Here is a 17,239-nt window from a genome sequence, read left to right as displayed (position 1 = left end):
CTCCTCAGATTACAGAACAATTTTAGGCGTTATGAAAATGAGCAACTCTGTCTTTGTCTTTTGCTTGGAGTTCGACTTGAACAACCACCCCAGCAGCGGGATGTCGGCCAGGAAGGGAATGCCGGTATCGGAAACGGTTTCATTGTCGACGTAGATGCCACCGATGACCGTGGTGTCGCCGTTGGAGACGACGAGTTCGGTGGTCGCTTCCTTCTTGTTGATCGGCGGCGGGGAACCGGTCCCCGGGGAGTTGTTGCTCGCCTTGATTTTCATGCTGACGGAGCCGTCGGCGGTGATGTGCGGGGTCACCTCGAGGGTGAGAGCCGCTTCGACGAACTCGGTCTTGGTCCCCTCTGCGGAAGTCGTCTGGTACGGGATCGACTGCCCCTGGGAGATCTTGGCCGCCTTGTTGTTCAGCGTGACCACTTTGGGCGTGGAGATGATCTTCACCTGCCCGATAGTGGCAGCTGCGGCGAGCCTCATGTCCAATTGAACATTGCTGGTGAGCTTGCCGAAGGAGACACCCATCCCGATACCGCCGGCACCGCTTGAGCCCGGACCAGCGGAGGAAACCACGCCACCGAAAGTCGTTTCAAGAGAGTTGACACCTGCGATCGAGGCTGCACCGTCCGCGTACTTAAGCCCCCACTGCACGCCGAGATCGCGGGTGAAGGTCGAGGTCGCTTCCACGATGCGCGCCTCGATCTGTACCTGTTTCTCGGGCGAATCCAGGTTTTTCAGCAACGCCCGCATGTCGTCCAGGGCAGGCTGAATGTCCTTGACGATGACGCGGCTGGTGCGCTCGTCCTTGGTGATCACGCCGCGGTCGCTCTTCAGCATGTTGAACTGCATGGCGACGTCGCTGACGGAGGCATAGTTGACCTCGAAGACGGCAGTCCTGAGCTCCATCATACGCTCGGCGGCCTTCTTGGCCGCGAGCTCCTCGTCGGCCTGGTTTTGCATCTTGTTGCGGGGCTTGATCTGGACGATGTTGCCCTGCTGCACCATGGCGAGCCCCTTGGCGTCGAGGATCACGTCGAGCGCCTGGTCCCAGGGGACGTTGACGAGCTTGATGCTGATGGTGCCGGTGACATCGTCGGCAATGAGGAAGTTGAGATTGCTCACCTCCGCGATCAGCTGGAAGATCTTCCTGATGTCCGCGTCGGAGAACTCGAGGGTGACCCTCCTCCCCTTGTACGCCTTTTTCACCCCTCGCTTCTCGACGTTTCCGGAAACGTCGGTCATCTGCTCCTCGGAGCGCGCGGGGGGAGCAGCGGCCAGTTCGTCGGATACTTCCGCCACCTTGGGCTTGGCAGCCGGTGCGGGGGGGAGCTTGGCCGGCACAGCGGGTCCCGGGTTAACGAAGTCCCAGGTGAGCACGTCACCCTTGCGGCTGGTCGTGTACTCGGGGCTCCCCTGCATCTTGACGGCGATCTTGGTAACGTAGCCGCCTTTGACCTTCACCTGGTACGGCGTCACGGAAAGGACAGGGGAACCGAACTTGGAGGTATCCATGGCGCGCTGCAGCGGCTTGGGCACCTGGCAGTTATTGATGGTCAGGGTGAGCCCCTGGGCCGCGCGCACCGGCTCTCCCGGCTCACAGGTGCCGAAGAGTTTCAGCGAGATGCGCGAGACACCGTCCACGATCTTGAAGTCGACCGCCTCAAGTGCACCCTTCACGTGGCGACCCGGCGGGACCTCGGCCTTCATCTTGGCGACCGGCGCGGGTTTGGCCGCCGGCGCGGGTGCCGGAGCAGGAACCGGGGCCGGTACGGGAGCGGCAACCGGGGCAGGCGCGGGGGCGGCTACCGCCGGTCCCTTCCCTTTCAGCTTTATCTTGACGCCGAGGTCGCTTTTGACCACCTCGAAGCCGGGCAGTCCCTCGCCGGACGCATCGAGCACCACGCGCACCTTGTCGGGGGTGGAGCCGACCCGCGCGTTGGCAACGCCGAAGGCCCCGATGGGGATCACGTTCTGGGCAAGCGCGTTTTTAACCTTGAAGAGGTCGACCACGATGCGATCGGGCTTGGCGAGCTTGAAGGAGTTGAAGGTCTCCACTCCCCCCTGGATCGACAGTTCGACGCCGTCGACGGCCGTGAGCACGGCGTTGAGCCGCGAACCGGCGCCGTTGTCGGCATCCTTTTGGGGAGCCGGAGCCGCCTTGGCGGCCGGCTTTTCGACGGCCGGTGCGGGCGGTTCCGGGACGGCGGCCTTGGCGTCGGTCCCCTGCGGGGGCTGGCTCTTGGCTGCCGCGTCCGCTACCAGCGTCTTCTCCTCGATGCGCGGTTCCGCGATAGGCGCCTCTTTCGACTCGACCGGCTCGGTCTTCGCCTCGGGCTCGCGCGGCAGGGAGACCACCAGCTTGTTCTTGTTGGCGGGGTCGGTGGCAACCGAAAAGTCGACGTCACGGGCGAGCACGATGGAAACCCGGGTCAGCACGCTGCCGCCTATCGGCTGACGTTCCACGTCGATGCGCTTCACGCTGCCGCGGTTCACCTCGATCGGCGAAGTCACCGCGCCGGGCTCGGCCTGCGAGATATCGACGACGATTTTCGCCGGCTCGCCTCCCTTGTAGGAGGTGTAGGTCAAGGGCTTGTCGCTGGTCAACTCCACGCTGGCGCCGTCGGGCGACACGGTCACGGAGCGCAGCGTCGCAAAAGCCGCGGCCTCCGCCGGAGCAGGCTCGTTTACGGCGCTCATCCTCTTGACGCAGCCAGCAGAAACCGTCAACAGGACGATGAGGGCCATGGCATGACAAAGAATTCTGCTCTGGTACATGGTCATCTGAAACGCTCCTTACCTTTTCTTGGCCAGCGTGAGCACGGTGGTTTTACTCTTGCGACCATTCTTCTCCACGACCTCCACAGACGAAGCCGTGATTTTGGAGATCCTGCCGTTGGCGTTGCCAATCTGCATGCCAACCTGCACAACGTATCCCTTGCCGGTGGGATCTACCACGAGAGCCTTGTTCTCCCTGAGCCCGGCGATGATCCCGGCCACCTTGAACTTGTTCGTCTCGAAGCTCTGGATCGGGAGCAGGTCCCCGGCGCGGGAGCCGCTGGGTCGCGCGGCGCCAGTCGCCGGCGCGACGGGCGCGACCGGAACCAGGAACGGCTTGAAGGGATCCTTCTTGAAGGTGAGCCCCGTGCCAAGCCTCGTCGCCGAGGAAAGCTGCCGCTGCACCGGCGCGGCAGGTTTGGGTGCAGGCTTGCGCTGCGCTTGAGGCGCGGGGGGCGCGGGCGCTGGAGCCTCTTCCTTCTTGCAGCCGGCCAAAAGCGCCAGCAGCAGCAACAAAGCGGCGCTATTTCGGTTTATTGGCATTGGCATTTTTCGCCTCTTTCGCGTCAAGGAACCGGAAGGTCGTGGCCAGGCAGTTGACCTTGAGGCTGCTGCGGCCACCAAGTTCCTTTACTTCGGTGAAATTCACGTTGGTGATGTTGACGATGCGCGGCAGCTTGCCCACCGCGACGAAGAAGTCGGCAACGCTGAAGAAGGTCCCGGATACGGAGATATCGACAGGCACCTCCGCGTAAAAGTCCTTGGGGACCTCCGGCTTGGGTCTAAACAGGAGAAAGTCGAGACCGGCCCCTTTGCCCAGGGAGGATATGCTGGTCAGAAGCGAAGGGATCTCTTTCTGATTGGGCAGCTCGGTCAGGGCGTTGTCGAGGTCGCGCTTGAGCTGCTCGTACTCCGCCTTGAAGCGCGGCAGGTTGTTGGCGATGCGCCGGTTCTCGTCGATCTGCTTTTGCAACTCCTCGTGCCTGGTCTTGAGCTCCTTCTGCTCGTTGATGCGAGGGAGAAGCAGACTGTAGTAGAGCCCCACCCCCTCCAGGAGCAGCAGCAGTACCAGGAGCGCGACCTTTTCCTTGGTCGGCAGCTTCAGCAATTTTTCTATCTGTGGATCCATGACTATGCCTCTGCTTGTACGCGCCGGGCTTCGCCGGCTACGGCTTCTGGTCCAGGATCTGGAGGGCCAGATCGAAACGCTTGTACTTCACGCCGGTGATCTCGGCCTGCTCGCTGACCACCAGCTCCACGTTGGAGAACGCACCGGACGCCTGCAGGCTCTTCATGAAGATGGCGATGAGCTCCTCACTCATGGCGCCACCACTTAGCGACACTTTCTCCCCATTCTCGCTGTACTTGGTGAGCCACACCTTGTCAGGCGTAGTTTCGGAGAGCGCGGCGAGCCTGGCGGCGGGGCCGGACTTGCCGCGCCGCAGCCGGTTCAGGACGTCGAGCTTCTTTTTCACGTCGGCCTGCAGCCTCTTGAGGTTGTCGATGGCGCCGATCTTTGTTTTCAGGGCCGCGAGTTCCGCCTCGGAGGAGGCGATGCCGGTCTTGAGGGTGCTGATCTCGCTGCGCAGATATCCCCACGCGGCCACCCCGACGACGAGCACGAGAACCAGGCTCACCACCCCGATGGTGATCTGCTGCCGCATCGTTTCCTGCTTTTTAGATGTTCTCAGCGGGAGGAGGTTTATCTTGATCATTTGTCTCCAGCCCTCCTCGTGGCGAGCCCCACCGCAACGGACATGAGCGGGGCGATCTCGTCAAGGTACCTGGGATCGAACTCCTTGTCGTTCACGGCCACCTGGGCCAGCGGGTTCAGGATCTCCACCGGTAGTGTCAGTCTCTGCTGCACCGCCTCGATCAGGTGCTGCGTCTTCGCCGCGCCGCCGCTCAGGAAGACCTTGGTGATCCGCTCCTCGCCGGCGGTGGAGTTGTAGAAGTCCAGGGAGCGGCGCATCTCAAGGGCGATGGTGTCGTTGACCCGCTGCAGCACCTCGTCCAGGCGCGGGTTCTCTGAGTGCCCGGCGCCAAGCTTCATCTCCTCGGCCTCGGCGCTGCTGATGCCGAACTGCTTCTGGATCTCCTCGGTATAGAGGTTGCCACCCATCTGCACGTCGCGGGTGAACAGGGAGACGCCGTCCCTGACGATGTTCAGGTTGAAGATACTGGCGCCTATGTTGACCAGCGCCACCACCTGGTCAGGGTCGATGGGGTAGTTGAGCTCGAAGGCGTTTTGCACGGCGAAGGAGTCCACATCGACCACCACCAGCTTCAGCCCGGCCTCGGCGAAGACGGAGATATAGTCGTTGATGATGTCTTTTTTGCTGGCGACCAGCAGAACGTTCATCTTGGAAGGGTCCTGGTCGTCGGGGGAGAGGATTTGGAAGTCGACGTTGACGTCGTTGATGTCGAAGGGGATGTACTGCTCGGCCTCCCAGTGGATCTGGTCTTCCAGTTCCTCGACCGGCATCACCGGCAGTGAGATCTTTCTGATGATGACGGAATTACCCGAGATGGAGCAGACGGCTTCTTTGGCCTTCACTCCCAGGGTGTCCATTAGCTGCTTGACCGTCTCGACGATCGAGGAGCTGTCCATCAGGGTGTTGTCGACGATGGCCTCGGCCGGCAGCGGCAGGATCCCGATCTTCACCAGCTGGAACCCCCCTTTGGCCGGGCGCAACTGCACGAGCTTAACCGCGCTCGATCCGATGTCGACCCCTACTATGTCCTTCTTCTTGGAGAAAAGCATCGCGTGGTCCTATCCCTAGTCCTGGAATACCTTGTTTTTGTCGGAGAGGGAAAATCCAAGAGCAAGCAGGATCTTGCGCTTGGTCTCCATCCTGCAGTCCTCACCCCGTTCGATCCGGTCGATGGTGATGGGCGATACCCCGGCCAACCGCGCCAGCTCGGCCTTGCTCATCAGTCGTTCTTCCCGAAGTTTCTTGACGCTGTTCATGATCATAAGTAGGCACCGCGTGTGAGACAGACATTGCAAATTTTTGCACACATTTACACCATTAAAAAGGAATGTCAACATTTTAATTCCAATTACCTTTAATTATATGTCTAAGTGATTACCTTTAGACGTGGCCACTACTGTCTCACGCGGATTCTAATGGGTGGGATGGGGAGATCATACCAATAAAAAGGCGCGTTGCAATTTTTCCGCAACGCGCCATCGGTGAATCCCCTACGGGGAGCAGGTATTTCAGTAGGCGTAGAGAAACGAAAGACGGGCCTTTTCCTGCGTCCCCGGCTCCTCGCGCACCCCCTGCACGCGGATATGGTACATGGTGGGAACGTGCTGCGGATGGATCACGTCGTCCTGCGCTGCCACAGCGCCCCCGGCGTCCAACAGGTGATAGCCGCTGCGGTCGGTATTTCCCGGAACGGTATTCACGATCTTGGTGCCGATGCTGAAACCGGCCGCAGCGGGGAGCCCGGCAAGACGGAAGGAGACGTCAGGCGCCTGCGTCGGATCGGAACTGGCTTGGGCCGGGTCGCAGCTGGTCCAGGAAGAACCCGGCAGGGTAAGTTTCTGACGCAGGCATGGACTCAGAGTCACCTTCAGCTCCAAGCCCGGGAAATCGGTGGCGAAGCTGGTCGCCCCGTAGTCCGACTGAAACAGCCTGGGCATGATCTCGCGGGTGAACAGGTCGACCCCTCCCTGGGCAGCGGTGAGAGAACTGCGGTAGCGCTTCTGGCTCGCGGCCACGTGCGTCCCCGTGATGATGGTGGTGAGAAGCGCCATCGCGATCACCAGGGAGAGCGTCGTCAGCATCAAAGCGGTAATCAGGGCTGCACCCCTTTCGGAACGAAGAGCCGCCATCTCCCCCTCCCCTGCTACAGGTTTTTGGGCTGCACCACGATCGTGTACAGTTTCCAGCGGTAGTTGCGCCAGTCCGCGCCGAAGGTCGCGCTCATCATGGTTGAGGTCCAGACATGTCCGAGACGATCCTCCAACTCCTTGTCCCCTACCCGGATGGCGGGATCCGGGTACTGGTAGGTCGGGTCCTTCTTGCCCTCCTGGGCGAGGATGTAGACCCGGATCTCCTTCAACTCTTCGCGCAGTTCCTTTGCGGTGAACACGTGGTCCGCCGGGTCGGGGTGGTAGTCGATGTCCCCGTCCTGGTCGGTGTCCATATAGAGCACGACCTGCATGTCAGCCGCGCAGTCGAGGATGGGATATTTAACCGGAGTTTTTCCGGACTGGGCTATGACGGTTTTGTAAAGAGTCCCAGTTCCTGCGTTACAGGTGGTTGAAATGTCTGTTTTGCGGGTGATGTGATAGTCGGAGCGGTTGAAGGGGAAGTTGAGCCACGCGTCTGCATCGTCCTTGCGCGCCACGCCATAGACCAGGTAGCTGCCGGTCCTGTCAGCTGGGGCAAAGTTTTTATCGAGCTCCCGGTCCAGAAAGAAGGTGAAATTGTTGCCGCTGGCCACCAGCTTGCGGACCGGTTTGCCGTCGCGGTCGGCCCCGGTGCGCAACACGATGGCGCGGTCCTTCTCGCCGATCTTCAGCTCCGGATCGACGCGCGAGGCCCTGGTGGTTGCGCTGTAGTTCAGGTAGCACCAACTGCGGCACACCGTGCTGGCGCCCAGCGGCGTCCCCTTGAGCACCAGGTAGTCGGAGCCGTTGAAACCGACGTTGCTCCCGATGCGATACGCCGTCGGAGCGGCCGAGGGACTGTCATTGTAGTTATACGCTTTCGCCTCCGGGTACCCTGGCACGAGCTGCAGGTCGTCCGGCGCTTCCGTATAGTTCATTCCAGAAGGCAAGGTGTAGGGGAGACCAAAGCCGGCCAGTTCCAGGTCGCCGCGCATCAGTTCCAAGCCGATCAGCCCGCCGATGTCTGTCTCGACCCGTTTGCCCAGTTGCCCCGCGCTGCGAACGATGTTGTTGAAGGAGATGCTGATCAGCGACATCACGACCGCGAAGACCAGCATGACGACGATCAACTCTACGAGACTGTATCCTCGCGCCCCCCTGAAAGAGATCATTCCCCGTCCCTCCTTGTCCGCAGCGCGAAAATTTCATGATTGTTCGACACCCCCCTGACCGACCAGGTCACGACCAGCTGCAGTTTCACCGTGTCTGATCCCACCGCCTGCCGTTCACGGCGGACCTCGTAGCGCCAGGATGCTCCGCCGACCACTTTCTCGCCTCGCTCGACCGTGGGCTCAGTGCCGACTATGCTTGCAAAGGGTTGCCTGCACCAGTCATGCATGCGTGCCTCTGCCAAAGAGGTCGCCTCCTTGCGCAGTTTATCCCTGAGGCTTTGCTGGTAGGCGACGTTGACCGACTGCAACAACCCCAAGAGACCGACCGTCATGACCAACATCGCCATGAGCATCTCGACCAGGGTGAAGCCGCCCCTACCAGAGCGTGATGCTATCAGTTTCACAGGCATCACCTTTGTCCCTCTTGCCGATGCTGACCCTCGTGGTGGAAAGGACCACGCTGTCGAAGCCGCCGTTGCCGTCGACTGATTCAACGCAGATGGAGCCCCAGCTGTTGGTGACCCCGGTCTCGTCGAAATCGATGTTGGCGCCTTCAACGAGGTTGAGGTTGCTGGTGGCGGTAACGGGATAGGGGAGCGGGTGTGTTTGAAGCGGGTTGACGGTGCCGCCGTCCTGCAGCGAGGAGTACACCTCGAAACGGTTGGCGTAGAGCTTGACTCGCTTCCCTCTTCTTTGGTAGATGGCCTGGGTCCGCACGTTGAGCAGTTCCGTGAAGAGTTGCCGCGTCTGGGCCTCCGTGCGGTAACGCTGCTGGTATTCCCGGAACCTCAGGGTTCCTATGGCAGCCAAAATGGAGACGATGGCCACGATAAACATCATCTCCACCAGCGAAAAACCTTCAGATCGCATAGCTCCCCCCGCTGGTGCACGTAGAGGTGCCTTACGCGGTCGCCACGTTTAAATTTGAACTTTCCAATACTAGCAAAGCGCGGAAGAAAATAAAGCTGTGGGGAGGATTGAAGAGAGGACCGGGGCGGACGGCCTGCCGCGGAGAAATGCGCCCCTCCGCCGGCGGGCGGAGGGGCGTAGGGAGGTTAGGGAGACGCTGAGACGGCTACACAGAGATCAGTAACCGTACAGCACCGACATCTGGGCCTTTTCCGATGGGTTCACGGCACGTTCGCTCTGCACTTCCAGGCGGAAATACGCGGGCTTGTGCTGCGGCGTCACCGAACCGCTGCCAGCGGTCACGCCTCCGCCCGCATCGAGGTAGTCGACGCCGGAGGTATCGGAATTGGTGCAGGGCTGGCCGGCAGAGGTATCGCCGCCGCACTTGGTATCTACTATCTTGGTGAAGATCTTGAAGCCTGTAGGGTCGTTGGCCGCCTTAAGCGTGAACGTCAAATCGGGAGCTTCCTTGGGCAAGGGGGTGGTCGCCAGGGTGGAACAGGAGGACCAGTTGACCGAAGAGGTGGACGTAGTCATCTTCTGCGTCAGGCAGGCATTGGTCGACGACAGCACCATCCCGACCTTGTTCTGCATGGTCTCCTGATAGGTCGAGTCGAACGCGGAGCTCAGGATGGCGGGGAAGACGTCTTTGGTCACCAGGTCCACGGCGCCGTATCCCGCTTCCGTGGCGTTTTTGTATATCTTGTTCGCGGCGCTCACCTGCGTCCCCTGGATGACGATGGTCAGAAGCGCCATCATGATGCCGAGGGATATGAGGGTGAACAGCAGCGCCGTCACCAAAGCTATACCATTTTCGTTCCTGACTGTTGACATGACGGTACCTGTTTATGAGGATCAATAATTGATGTTCTTCGGGTTGACGCTGATCTTGTACGTTTTCCAACGATAGTTTTTGTAGTCGGCACCGCCAACCAGCGCCTGCAGGTCCAGCGTCCTGCCGTACCCTTCCCCGACGGCCAGGTCCTTCCCCTTGTTGTAACTGAAGTTGGCATCCTTGCCCCCCTCGTGGGCCACCACGTAGACGTTCACGGTCTTCAGCTGCTGCCTGATGTCGCGCGCCGAGAGGCTGCTGAGGCCGGTGTGCGTCGCGAAGGAGTCCGCGCCGCCGTCGCCGTTGGTATCGAGTTGGAAGACGACCTGCATGTCCGCCACGCATTCCAATAGCGGCAGCTCGGTGAAGTCCCCGGCCGGGTGGTTCATGACCGCCTTGTAGAGGATGCCGGTCCCGGGGGCGCAGCGTGCCGGCATCTCCGAGGTGGAGGCGGGGCGCTTGACGTAGTAGTCGACCCTGTTGTAGGGGACGCGCAGGCTGCCGGCGCTGGATACGCCGTACACCAGGTAGACCGTCGACTCGGACGGGGGCTGAAAACCATCCGGCGGGGTCATGGTGGCGGAGGTGATCCCATAGGAGAAATCGTCAGCGGTCATCACTGCGGGAGGGACCACCGGCCTGGTAATCAACTGCTTGTTCTTGGAGTTGAGGGTCACCACCTTTTCGCCGCTGGCGAAATTGTTGTTCCCCCACGCCTTGAGCGTGCTGGTGGAGCCGACACCCTCCACGTAGGCCCATTTCTTACTGGTGTCGCTGGTGTTGATCAGGGTCGATTTGAGCACCAGGTAATCGCTTCCGGATGGCGAGGTCCCGGCCTGCACCGCGCGGGGCACCTTGTTGGTGTCGGTGCTGGTGTTGTGGTTGTCGTTGTAGTCCTTGGGATCGACACCCGGCGCCAGCGACCCCGACGCGGCCTGCGCCTCCTCAAAGTTGTCCTGGAAGGTGAGTTCCCACGGCAGTCCATAGCCGGCGTGCTGCAGGTCGATCCGCAGCATCTCCAGCCCCAAGATGCCTTGCGTGTCGCTCTCCGCGGACTTGGTCTGCTGGGTGGAGAGGGTCAGGAGCTTGTTGAAGGCTTCACTGCTGATGATGATGATGAACATGAAGATGCCCATGACCACGATCAACTCAACCAGGGTGAACCCCTTCCTGGAACGGAGGACGTGGCGCACGAGAAAACCTGGACGACGCAGGGGGCTCATTCGGTGCGACTCCTTGTAGAAGCTATCGAGTAGGTCGTGGAAACGTTCTTGTACTTCCATCTCACGTCCACCTGGTAGCTGTCAGTGGTGGAGTTGATCGGAGACTTGGTCCTGGTGACCACGTACTGCCTGTTGATGTTTCTCAGGCTGGTATTGACACTGGTGGTGGCGACCGCGGAGACCGCGTCGAATGCGCGTGCGCGCATCCCGTTCATCTGGTCTTGCGCGACGCGGGCTACCTCGTTGCGCATCTGGTTTTTCAGGTTGTACTCGATGGCGATGTTGACCGTCTGTAAAAGCCCCACCAGGCCGACCATCATGATCAGCATGGCCACCATCAGTTCTACCAGTGTGAACCCGGATTCATTGCGCGGTAATATGTGCACTATCACAACTCCCTTCACCTTTTTTCCCGATCAAAACCCTTGATGTGGAAATGACAACCGAATCGACCGTGGCCTCGTTTTGGGTGTCGACGCAGATGGCCTTCGCCGCGGCGGTGCTCCCCCCTTGGCCGTCGAAGGTCACATTCGCGGTGTCGCTGCTCGTCACGTGATGCTTCAGTTCAACCGACCGTACCGGCGACACCGCCACGTTGACCGATGAATAGATCCCGTAGCCGGAGTCTGTAAATTTGAACGTCCAGTTCCTCTTCTCGTGGAACGCCTTTAAACGGTACTGCATCAACTCACCGTAGAGCGTCCTGGTCTGGGAGGTGATCTGTGATTTCTTCATATAGACGTTGAACTGAACGGTTCCCAGCGCCGCCAAAAACCCCATCAGGGCGACCACGACTATCAGTTCGATCACTGTGAATCCGCGTCGATCCATAATTATTTTTCCTGTATGTGCAGAATCCTTCTCAGTGGCTTATTGCCGGAACTGGACACGATCGGCGGAGGGTCGGTCGGCGGTTTACCGACCATCGGCACCGCCATCCTCCTGTTCAGGTTCGAGGTGAGAGCGGTGGAGAGGTCGATTTCCTCGAAGCTGCCGGTTGAAACCTGGACCAGGGCCTTTCCCTTCAACTGCCCCGCGGAAGCGGCCCCCCCGGTGTCGTAACGCATACCCCACAGGTACGAGTTGCCGCCATAGTTGCAGATGTCGGTGGAGGGCATGAACGAGGTGAAGAAGACCGCCCCGTTGCCCATGGCCACAGGTTCGGTGATGATCCGCTCGGCGCCGTACTTGTTGGTGGTGTCTTCCGCCCCAAGGTCGATGTACCACCCCTTCTTTCCGGTCACCGAGTTGATGTCGCTGGTCTGGTTGGCGAAATCGGAGGTCGAGAAGGCGATTGCGGCGGTGCATTTGGGAGACTGCCCATCGATGATGTTCTTCTTGTAGATGTCATCGTTGACCGTGTCGTAACACGGTTCCTTCACCGCGAAGATCTTCCCGGCGGCGGACGAATCATCCCCTTTGAAGAAGTAACGGCCGGAACCGGAGTAGAGCCAGAGGTTGTGGTTTTTGCGGTCCTGAATCTTGCTGACCGCGGTCGTTACCGGGCCGATACCGCTTACCAGGGTGCTGAGGGACCACGTGCTCACGTCTGAGCTCTCGTTGGTCAAAAGCCTCATGATGCCGCCGTCCCAGGTGGGGGTGTCCGTGCCGCAGTTCCCGCTGCAGTTGGCGTAGCCGAAGTAGACGGCATCGTCCGAATAGAACCCGGGGTCGGTCCTCTTGCTGCGGTCGGTGTCGATCGGCCCCGGGCCGATGGCCCCGGCGAAGGCGTTATTGATCGAGGTGACGATCGGATCGAAAGCACTGCCGGTTTTCAGGTCCAGGATGAACAGCCGCAGCGGACCGTTGGATTTCCCTTTGAACTGATGGTAGGTGGTGTCGATCGGTCCGCTCGGTCCGTTGCCGATGACCGCGAACCAGCGGCCGTTGGTCGGGGTGCTCCCTTCCTTGCCGTAAACCCCGTCGGATGCGGTGAAGGTGTGGGCGATACGGACCACGGCGGCGCCGGTTGTGGCAGCCCCGAGGTTGGCATCCGAGAACTCCCAGAGATAGGTCGGATTGGCGGGATTGGTGATATCGAGGGCATAGTAGGACGAGTACCCCACGCCGTCGACCGGGGTCTTGATGCAGTCGGTGCAGGTCGCGCCTGCATTTGCGGAAGCGCCCCCCACCCCCATGCTGCCGATCAGGATGGTACGCCAGCTCTTGTTGTTGGTGGTGGCCCCGTCCCTCTTGCAGGCCCAGTATTTGTCGTCGGTGGAGTTGCATCCCGCGGCAACGTAGGGCGCGGTGGCGTTGGCATAATCGGTGCCGATGCTGGCGTCGACCAGGCGCGTGGGGCCGTCAACGAGGTAGAGATGGCTGTAGTCGGGGTCCGCCAGGTACTTCAGGTACGGAAGCACGTGCTTCGGCAGGAAGGCCCACATCTCCTTGCCCAGGGTGGAGCCGTTGTCGTTCAGAGTGGCCTTGACGGGACCGGTACCGGAGACGGTCAGCGAACCGAGGTTGAAGGCGTGCAGCATGCCGTCGTTGGCCCCGGCGTAAGCCATCCCTCTTTCCTTGTACGTGGTGGAGTTGGCGAAACCGGTTTGGGTGGCGTCGTTGGCATACGTGGTGTCGGCGTACCCCGCCGGCACGTCAAGGTGATAGTTGTTCAGCTTGTTGAAGGACTGGATGCGGGGGGTGGAGGTGATGACGTCACCCAGTTTCCAGACCTTACTGAGGCCGTTTCTCTGCACGGTGCGCTTCCTGGGTATCTTGTTGTCGATGGTCCCGGGAATGCTGTTGGTGGAGGAATCGTAGTCCTTGTAGTCGTACCCCTCGGCGAACTTGAGGATGTTCTTGGCCTCGTCATCGCTGGATGCCTGCAGGACGCTCTTCAGGATGCACTTGTCGTTGGCGTTGATGGTGTCCCAGTTTCTGGCGGCGGCGGCCAGGTCGTACAATCCGCTGCCGGAGAAGGCTCCCGTGCAACCAGAAGCAGTGGTGCCGTACAGGTAGGTGAAGAGCGTGCGGTGGCTGTTATCGAGGTTGCGCTCCCACAGCGTCCTGCCGGCACGCCACAGGCTGTGCACGTCGTCCGCGTTGACCACGCCCTGGACCACGCAGGTCTCACCTGTAATGCAGCCGGCATCCGTGGCGCATTTGCTATAAGACGAACTGGTGGGGGTGGTGCTGTTGGTGCAGAATCCCTGGTTTTTCACCCTGGAGTCCATCGCCGTGGTGACGACGGTGTCACCGGCGCCGTCGCCGTTGGTGTCCTTGGTCAGCACCGCCAGCGTCTCGCCCCCTTTGAACTGGAAGTCGACCACGTAGTCGTTGACGATGTCGAGGTCATTGTTGGTGTTGGTGTCCTCGCGCACGGTGCTGTTGCCGATGAAGGGATCCACGTAGTACCAGAGATTTTGCACCTCTCCGATCCATCTCGCGAAGGTGGGCGTGGTCTGTCCGGTCGGGGTTTCGAAATCCTTGGAGGGGTAGAACACCGCCTGGAGGATGTTGGCCCCGCTCCCCTCGCTGTTACTGAGGATCGACGCCGCGGTACCCGATGCGGTACCGCCGGCGACGGCTTCGAACGCCTTGCGCAGGGTCTCCTGGTACTGGTCCGGAATGTCGGCTCTCAGGAGGTCGGTTCCCCCCTTGCTCGCCGTGTTGCTGAGCAGGCTCAGGTTGTCGCACTCGCCGGATTCGCCGTTGTCGGCGCCGTTGAAGACGACGTAGGTGGAGATCATCTGGTTCTTCTTGACCGGCACTTCGGTCGAGGCCGAGGTCCTGGAGAACGCGTTGATGTTGCGGTGGCGGGCCAGCCAGGCCAAGTCGTCGAGGTTCTTGCTCCCCGCATATTTGGGGCAGGTCCCGGTGACATTGCCGGAGACACCTTTATAGGTATTCACCACGTCCCCGACGTCGCCGTTCTGGTCGGCCGTGGAGGCGCCGTCGGTGACCAGCAGGATGTTGTTGGATTGGCAGACGTACTCCGAAGGGTTCATGTCGGAGGGGAAATCGTCGCTGTTCAGCCTGAGGTCTGTGCGGCTGCTCTTGCCCGTGGTGTCGCTGGGGGACATGGCGAAGTAGCCTATGGCATCGTAGAAGGCCTCGGAGAATGGGGTCCAGGTGGAGGCGCGCAGGGCGTCGATGCTGTTGACGAGGCCGGTCGAGGTGTGCGTACCGGCGCCGTCGCTTACGCACACTTCGCCTGTGGGGCAGTGTGCGCTCTTGGTGCACGCGGTGCCCGTGGTGACTTTGCAGTGCCCCTTCCCGACCAGGGAGAGAACCTGCGCCCCGTCCTTGTCGGTCACGGCATTGCAGCTGTTGCCGGTTCCGCAGTCCGCAGCGGTAGCGCAGGTCCTTTCGGGCGCGTTGGAGCAGACCTTGGTCGCCGGGAGCAGGCTGTTGTCAACCTCGGTCTTGGAGCCGACCGCGTTGAAGGTCATCAAGCCGATGCGTATCTTGTTTTCGAATTCCTGCACCAGCCCGCTCGGAGGGGTGTTCGCGGCGATTCGGACCCGCATGGTTGCGAAGGGAGCCCCCATCTGGGCCTCGACACCGATGCCGCTCAGGATGGCCGGGAGGTTGTCGGAGACGGAAGTGTCCGACGGGGAGTCGGTGGGGTCGGTGACCACCGGCGTATTCAACGAGTTGCAGAACGCGGTATGGGTGTCCAGCATCGCCTGGCTGAATTTGTCGTAGCCGGCCTTGAGGACCCAGGCGCCGGCGGAGTTTTTCTCGTAGTACTGCCCTTCCCACCCCTGCCCGCAGAGGAGCGCCGGGCTGCCCGGCCCGATCGCCAGCGGCCCGCCGACACAGGTCCCGGACCCGCACGTGGTGGTATCGTTGGTGCCGCCGCAGGTCTGCAGGGTGTTGTTGGAGCAGGTATAGAAGTTGCCGTAGATATCGGAGCACTGGTTGATGACGGTATTGATGTCGTCACTGCCGATGGCGTGCCCTTCCCTTAGCTGCCAGCAGGCCTGCATGGACTGCTGGAAGGAGACCTTGGTTTTGGTTGCGGCATCCTCCAGGACGCAGGGACCGGTGTAGTTCGAAACACAGGTGCCGAAGTTCTGGGCCAAGGTGGATTGGCAGGGGCCGTTATTAATGGCCTGGGCTGCGACATAGCCGCTGCACGTACCGGTATAGTTGGTGTTGCCATGACTGAAGCTGCAGTTCGCGTTGGTCCGGCAACTGGTGGGATACTGGTTCGATGCCCCTTGCGAAAGGCCGGGTGAATAACTACCGCAGGTCCCGAGTTTTTCCGGGATGCTAATCTGACAGTCACTGTCAAGGTTGCAGACCTGGGAAGGTACCTTCGCGCAGGTTTTGGTTTCCGGGATCGAGCAGTTCGCGTTGCTGGTACAGGAGAGGTTGGTGGCACCGCTGCACACGTTGGTGGTCGTGGAGTAGGTGCTGTTCTGCACGCACTGGGAAGACGTCGTGCAGCTCTGGGTGGTTTTTTGCTGGCAGTACCCCGTGGTGGGCGCAGAGGAGGTAAGGCAGTCGGCCACGGTGCTTTTGATGGTGGCGTTTGTGCCCGTCGCGATAGCGTCGATAGCCGCCTGGCACTTTCCGAAGTCGTAGTCTTTGCCGCCGAAGACGCTGATGTAGGTCTGTCCGCCGGGGGTCGGCGCGGTGGGGACGGGATTGGGCGGCCCCTGGACGGTGAAGGCGATCTGCAACGACGTGTTGGTGTTGTCCGCGTCAGTGGTGTAGTTGACGAAGTCGTTCGTCAGCGCCTCTTTTACGAACCCGCGTCCGACGCACCCGCGCGACTCGGGCTGCATGAAGCTCGACGCGTTGACGCAGGTGTCGGTGTTGCCATTGACCGTGCAGTCGCCGTCGGCGAGGCATGACTTGTTGGTGTCTTTCGAGCAGACCTTGGCTACGTATTTCCCGCCGGTCAGCACCTGCTTTTCCACGTCGAATTTGGAGGCGGTGATCCAGTTCAGGTATTTCCCCGAGGCGTAGAAATAGTGGGTGCCGGAGGCGTCCCCCTTGCCCATGTTCACGTGGAGCACGCCGGGCCTGATCTTGCAGATGACACTGCCGGTCGAGGTGCTCGATGCGGCAACGGCGCAGGATGTCGGAATGCTGCCGACTTCACTGAACTGATTTGCATCAAAATCGTACTGGTAGTATTTGGTACTGTCGAAATAGCCGACGTAGCTGTTGGCGCTGGAGAAGGTCTGGTCGTAGCAGTAGTACGGCTCCCTCAGGAAGTGGGTGCAGGTCCCCTTGCCGACCGCGGCGCAGGTCGCGTCCGAGTCGCAGGCGTACGAGGTGTCGCCCGAACAGGTCTTTCTCCCCTTGTCGACGTAGGCCAAGTCGTACATGCTCGCCGAGTTGTCGATGATCATCAGCAGGTTTGGCTTGGCTATCTCCTGGATGAACGGCGGGACCACGCAGTAATCGTTCAAAGTAGCCGACTGGGATGCCAACGGCGACAGCAGCATCAAGAACAAACACTGTGACAGGATCTTTGTTGCAAGTCTCATGGGCGCACCTCGGTGAAATTCATCTGGAATAG

The 17,239-nt window shown here is 60.7% G+C and carries 15 protein-coding genes; all 15 read right to left on the bottom strand.

The window, feature by feature from the left end; all coding sequences use genetic code 11:
* Nucleotides 1-9: 9 nt before the first annotated feature.
* The gene (pilQ, locus tag KOL99_RS10300) at nucleotides 10-2,784 is read right to left on the bottom strand and encodes a type IV pilus secretin family protein (RefSeq protein WP_216510395.1); all 2,775 of its coding nucleotides are present in this window, start codon (nucleotides 2,782-2,784) and stop codon (nucleotides 10-12) included.
* Nucleotides 2,785-2,796: 12 nt separating this feature from the next.
* A complete protein-coding gene (locus KOL99_RS10295) occupies nucleotides 2,797-3,327 on the bottom strand; it encodes a pilus assembly protein PilP (RefSeq protein WP_216510394.1) in 531 nt (176 codons plus the stop codon).
* Nucleotides 3,302-3,907, bottom strand: coding sequence for a type IV pilus inner membrane component PilO (locus tag KOL99_RS10290; RefSeq protein ID WP_216510393.1), 606 nt, complete (start codon nucleotides 3,905-3,907; stop codon nucleotides 3,302-3,304). The genes KOL99_RS10295 and KOL99_RS10290 overlap by 26 nt, the downstream gene beginning before the upstream one ends.
* Before the next feature lie 37 nt (nucleotides 3,908-3,944).
* Nucleotides 3,945-4,493: a PilN domain-containing protein gene (locus tag KOL99_RS10285; RefSeq protein WP_216510392.1), complete on the bottom strand. Its 549-nt coding sequence runs from the start codon at nucleotides 4,491-4,493 to the stop codon at nucleotides 3,945-3,947.
* Complete coding sequence (gene pilM, locus KOL99_RS10280; RefSeq protein ID WP_216510391.1) at nucleotides 4,490-5,542, bottom strand: type IV pilus assembly protein PilM; 1,053 nt, start codon at nucleotides 5,540-5,542, stop codon at nucleotides 4,490-4,492. The genes KOL99_RS10285 and pilM overlap by 4 nt, the downstream gene beginning before the upstream one ends.
* Nucleotides 5,543-5,557: 15 nt before the next feature.
* A complete protein-coding gene (locus KOL99_RS10275; protein WP_041248407.1) occupies nucleotides 5,558-5,755 on the bottom strand; it encodes a helix-turn-helix transcriptional regulator in 198 nt (65 codons plus the stop codon).
* Between the two features lie 246 nt (nucleotides 5,756-6,001).
* The gene (locus KOL99_RS10270) at nucleotides 6,002-6,622 is read right to left on the bottom strand and encodes a pilus assembly protein PilX (protein ID WP_216510390.1); all 621 of its coding nucleotides are present in this window, start codon (nucleotides 6,620-6,622) and stop codon (nucleotides 6,002-6,004) included.
* A gap of 14 nt (nucleotides 6,623-6,636) precedes the next feature.
* Entirely contained in the window at nucleotides 6,637-7,794 is a 1,158-nt protein-coding gene (locus KOL99_RS10265; protein WP_216510389.1) for a PulJ/GspJ family protein, read from the bottom strand.
* On the bottom strand, nucleotides 7,791-8,198 hold the full coding sequence (locus KOL99_RS10260) for a type IV pilus modification PilV family protein (protein WP_328760106.1): 408 nt from the start codon (nucleotides 8,196-8,198) through the stop codon (nucleotides 7,791-7,793). The genes KOL99_RS10265 and KOL99_RS10260 overlap by 4 nt, the downstream gene beginning before the upstream one ends.
* Nucleotides 8,170-8,664, bottom strand: coding sequence for a pilus assembly FimT family protein (locus KOL99_RS10255; RefSeq protein ID WP_216510387.1), 495 nt, complete (start codon nucleotides 8,662-8,664; stop codon nucleotides 8,170-8,172). The genes KOL99_RS10260 and KOL99_RS10255 overlap by 29 nt, the downstream gene beginning before the upstream one ends.
* A gap of 216 nt (nucleotides 8,665-8,880) precedes the next feature.
* Nucleotides 8,881-9,537 (bottom strand): pilus assembly protein PilX, encoded by a 657-nt coding sequence (locus tag KOL99_RS10250; RefSeq protein ID WP_216510386.1) that lies wholly within the window; start codon nucleotides 9,535-9,537, stop codon nucleotides 8,881-8,883.
* A 21-nt stretch (nucleotides 9,538-9,558) separates the two neighbouring features.
* Nucleotides 9,559-10,758, bottom strand: coding sequence for a PilW family protein (locus KOL99_RS10245; protein WP_216510385.1), 1,200 nt, complete (start codon nucleotides 10,756-10,758; stop codon nucleotides 9,559-9,561).
* Nucleotides 10,755-11,144 (bottom strand): type IV pilus modification PilV family protein, encoded by a 390-nt coding sequence (locus KOL99_RS10240; protein WP_216510384.1) that lies wholly within the window; start codon nucleotides 11,142-11,144, stop codon nucleotides 10,755-10,757. The genes KOL99_RS10245 and KOL99_RS10240 overlap by 4 nt, the downstream gene beginning before the upstream one ends.
* Entirely contained in the window at nucleotides 11,122-11,589 is a 468-nt protein-coding gene (locus KOL99_RS10235; RefSeq protein WP_268898927.1) for a pilus assembly FimT family protein, read from the bottom strand. The genes KOL99_RS10240 and KOL99_RS10235 overlap by 23 nt, the downstream gene beginning before the upstream one ends.
* Before the next feature lie 2 nt (nucleotides 11,590-11,591).
* Nucleotides 11,592-17,207, bottom strand: coding sequence for a pilus assembly protein (locus tag KOL99_RS10230; RefSeq protein ID WP_216510382.1), 5,616 nt, complete (start codon nucleotides 17,205-17,207; stop codon nucleotides 11,592-11,594).
* Between the last annotated feature and the right edge of the window lie 32 nt (nucleotides 17,208-17,239).

Origin of the sequence: Geomonas azotofigens (assembly GCF_018919395.1) — a bacterium.
Taxonomy (GTDB): Bacteria; Desulfobacterota; Desulfuromonadia; order Geobacterales; family Geobacteraceae; genus Geomonas; species Geomonas azotofigens.
Note: the sequence above shows the minus strand (reverse complement) of the source record. Positions and strands in the feature narration are given on the sequence as shown.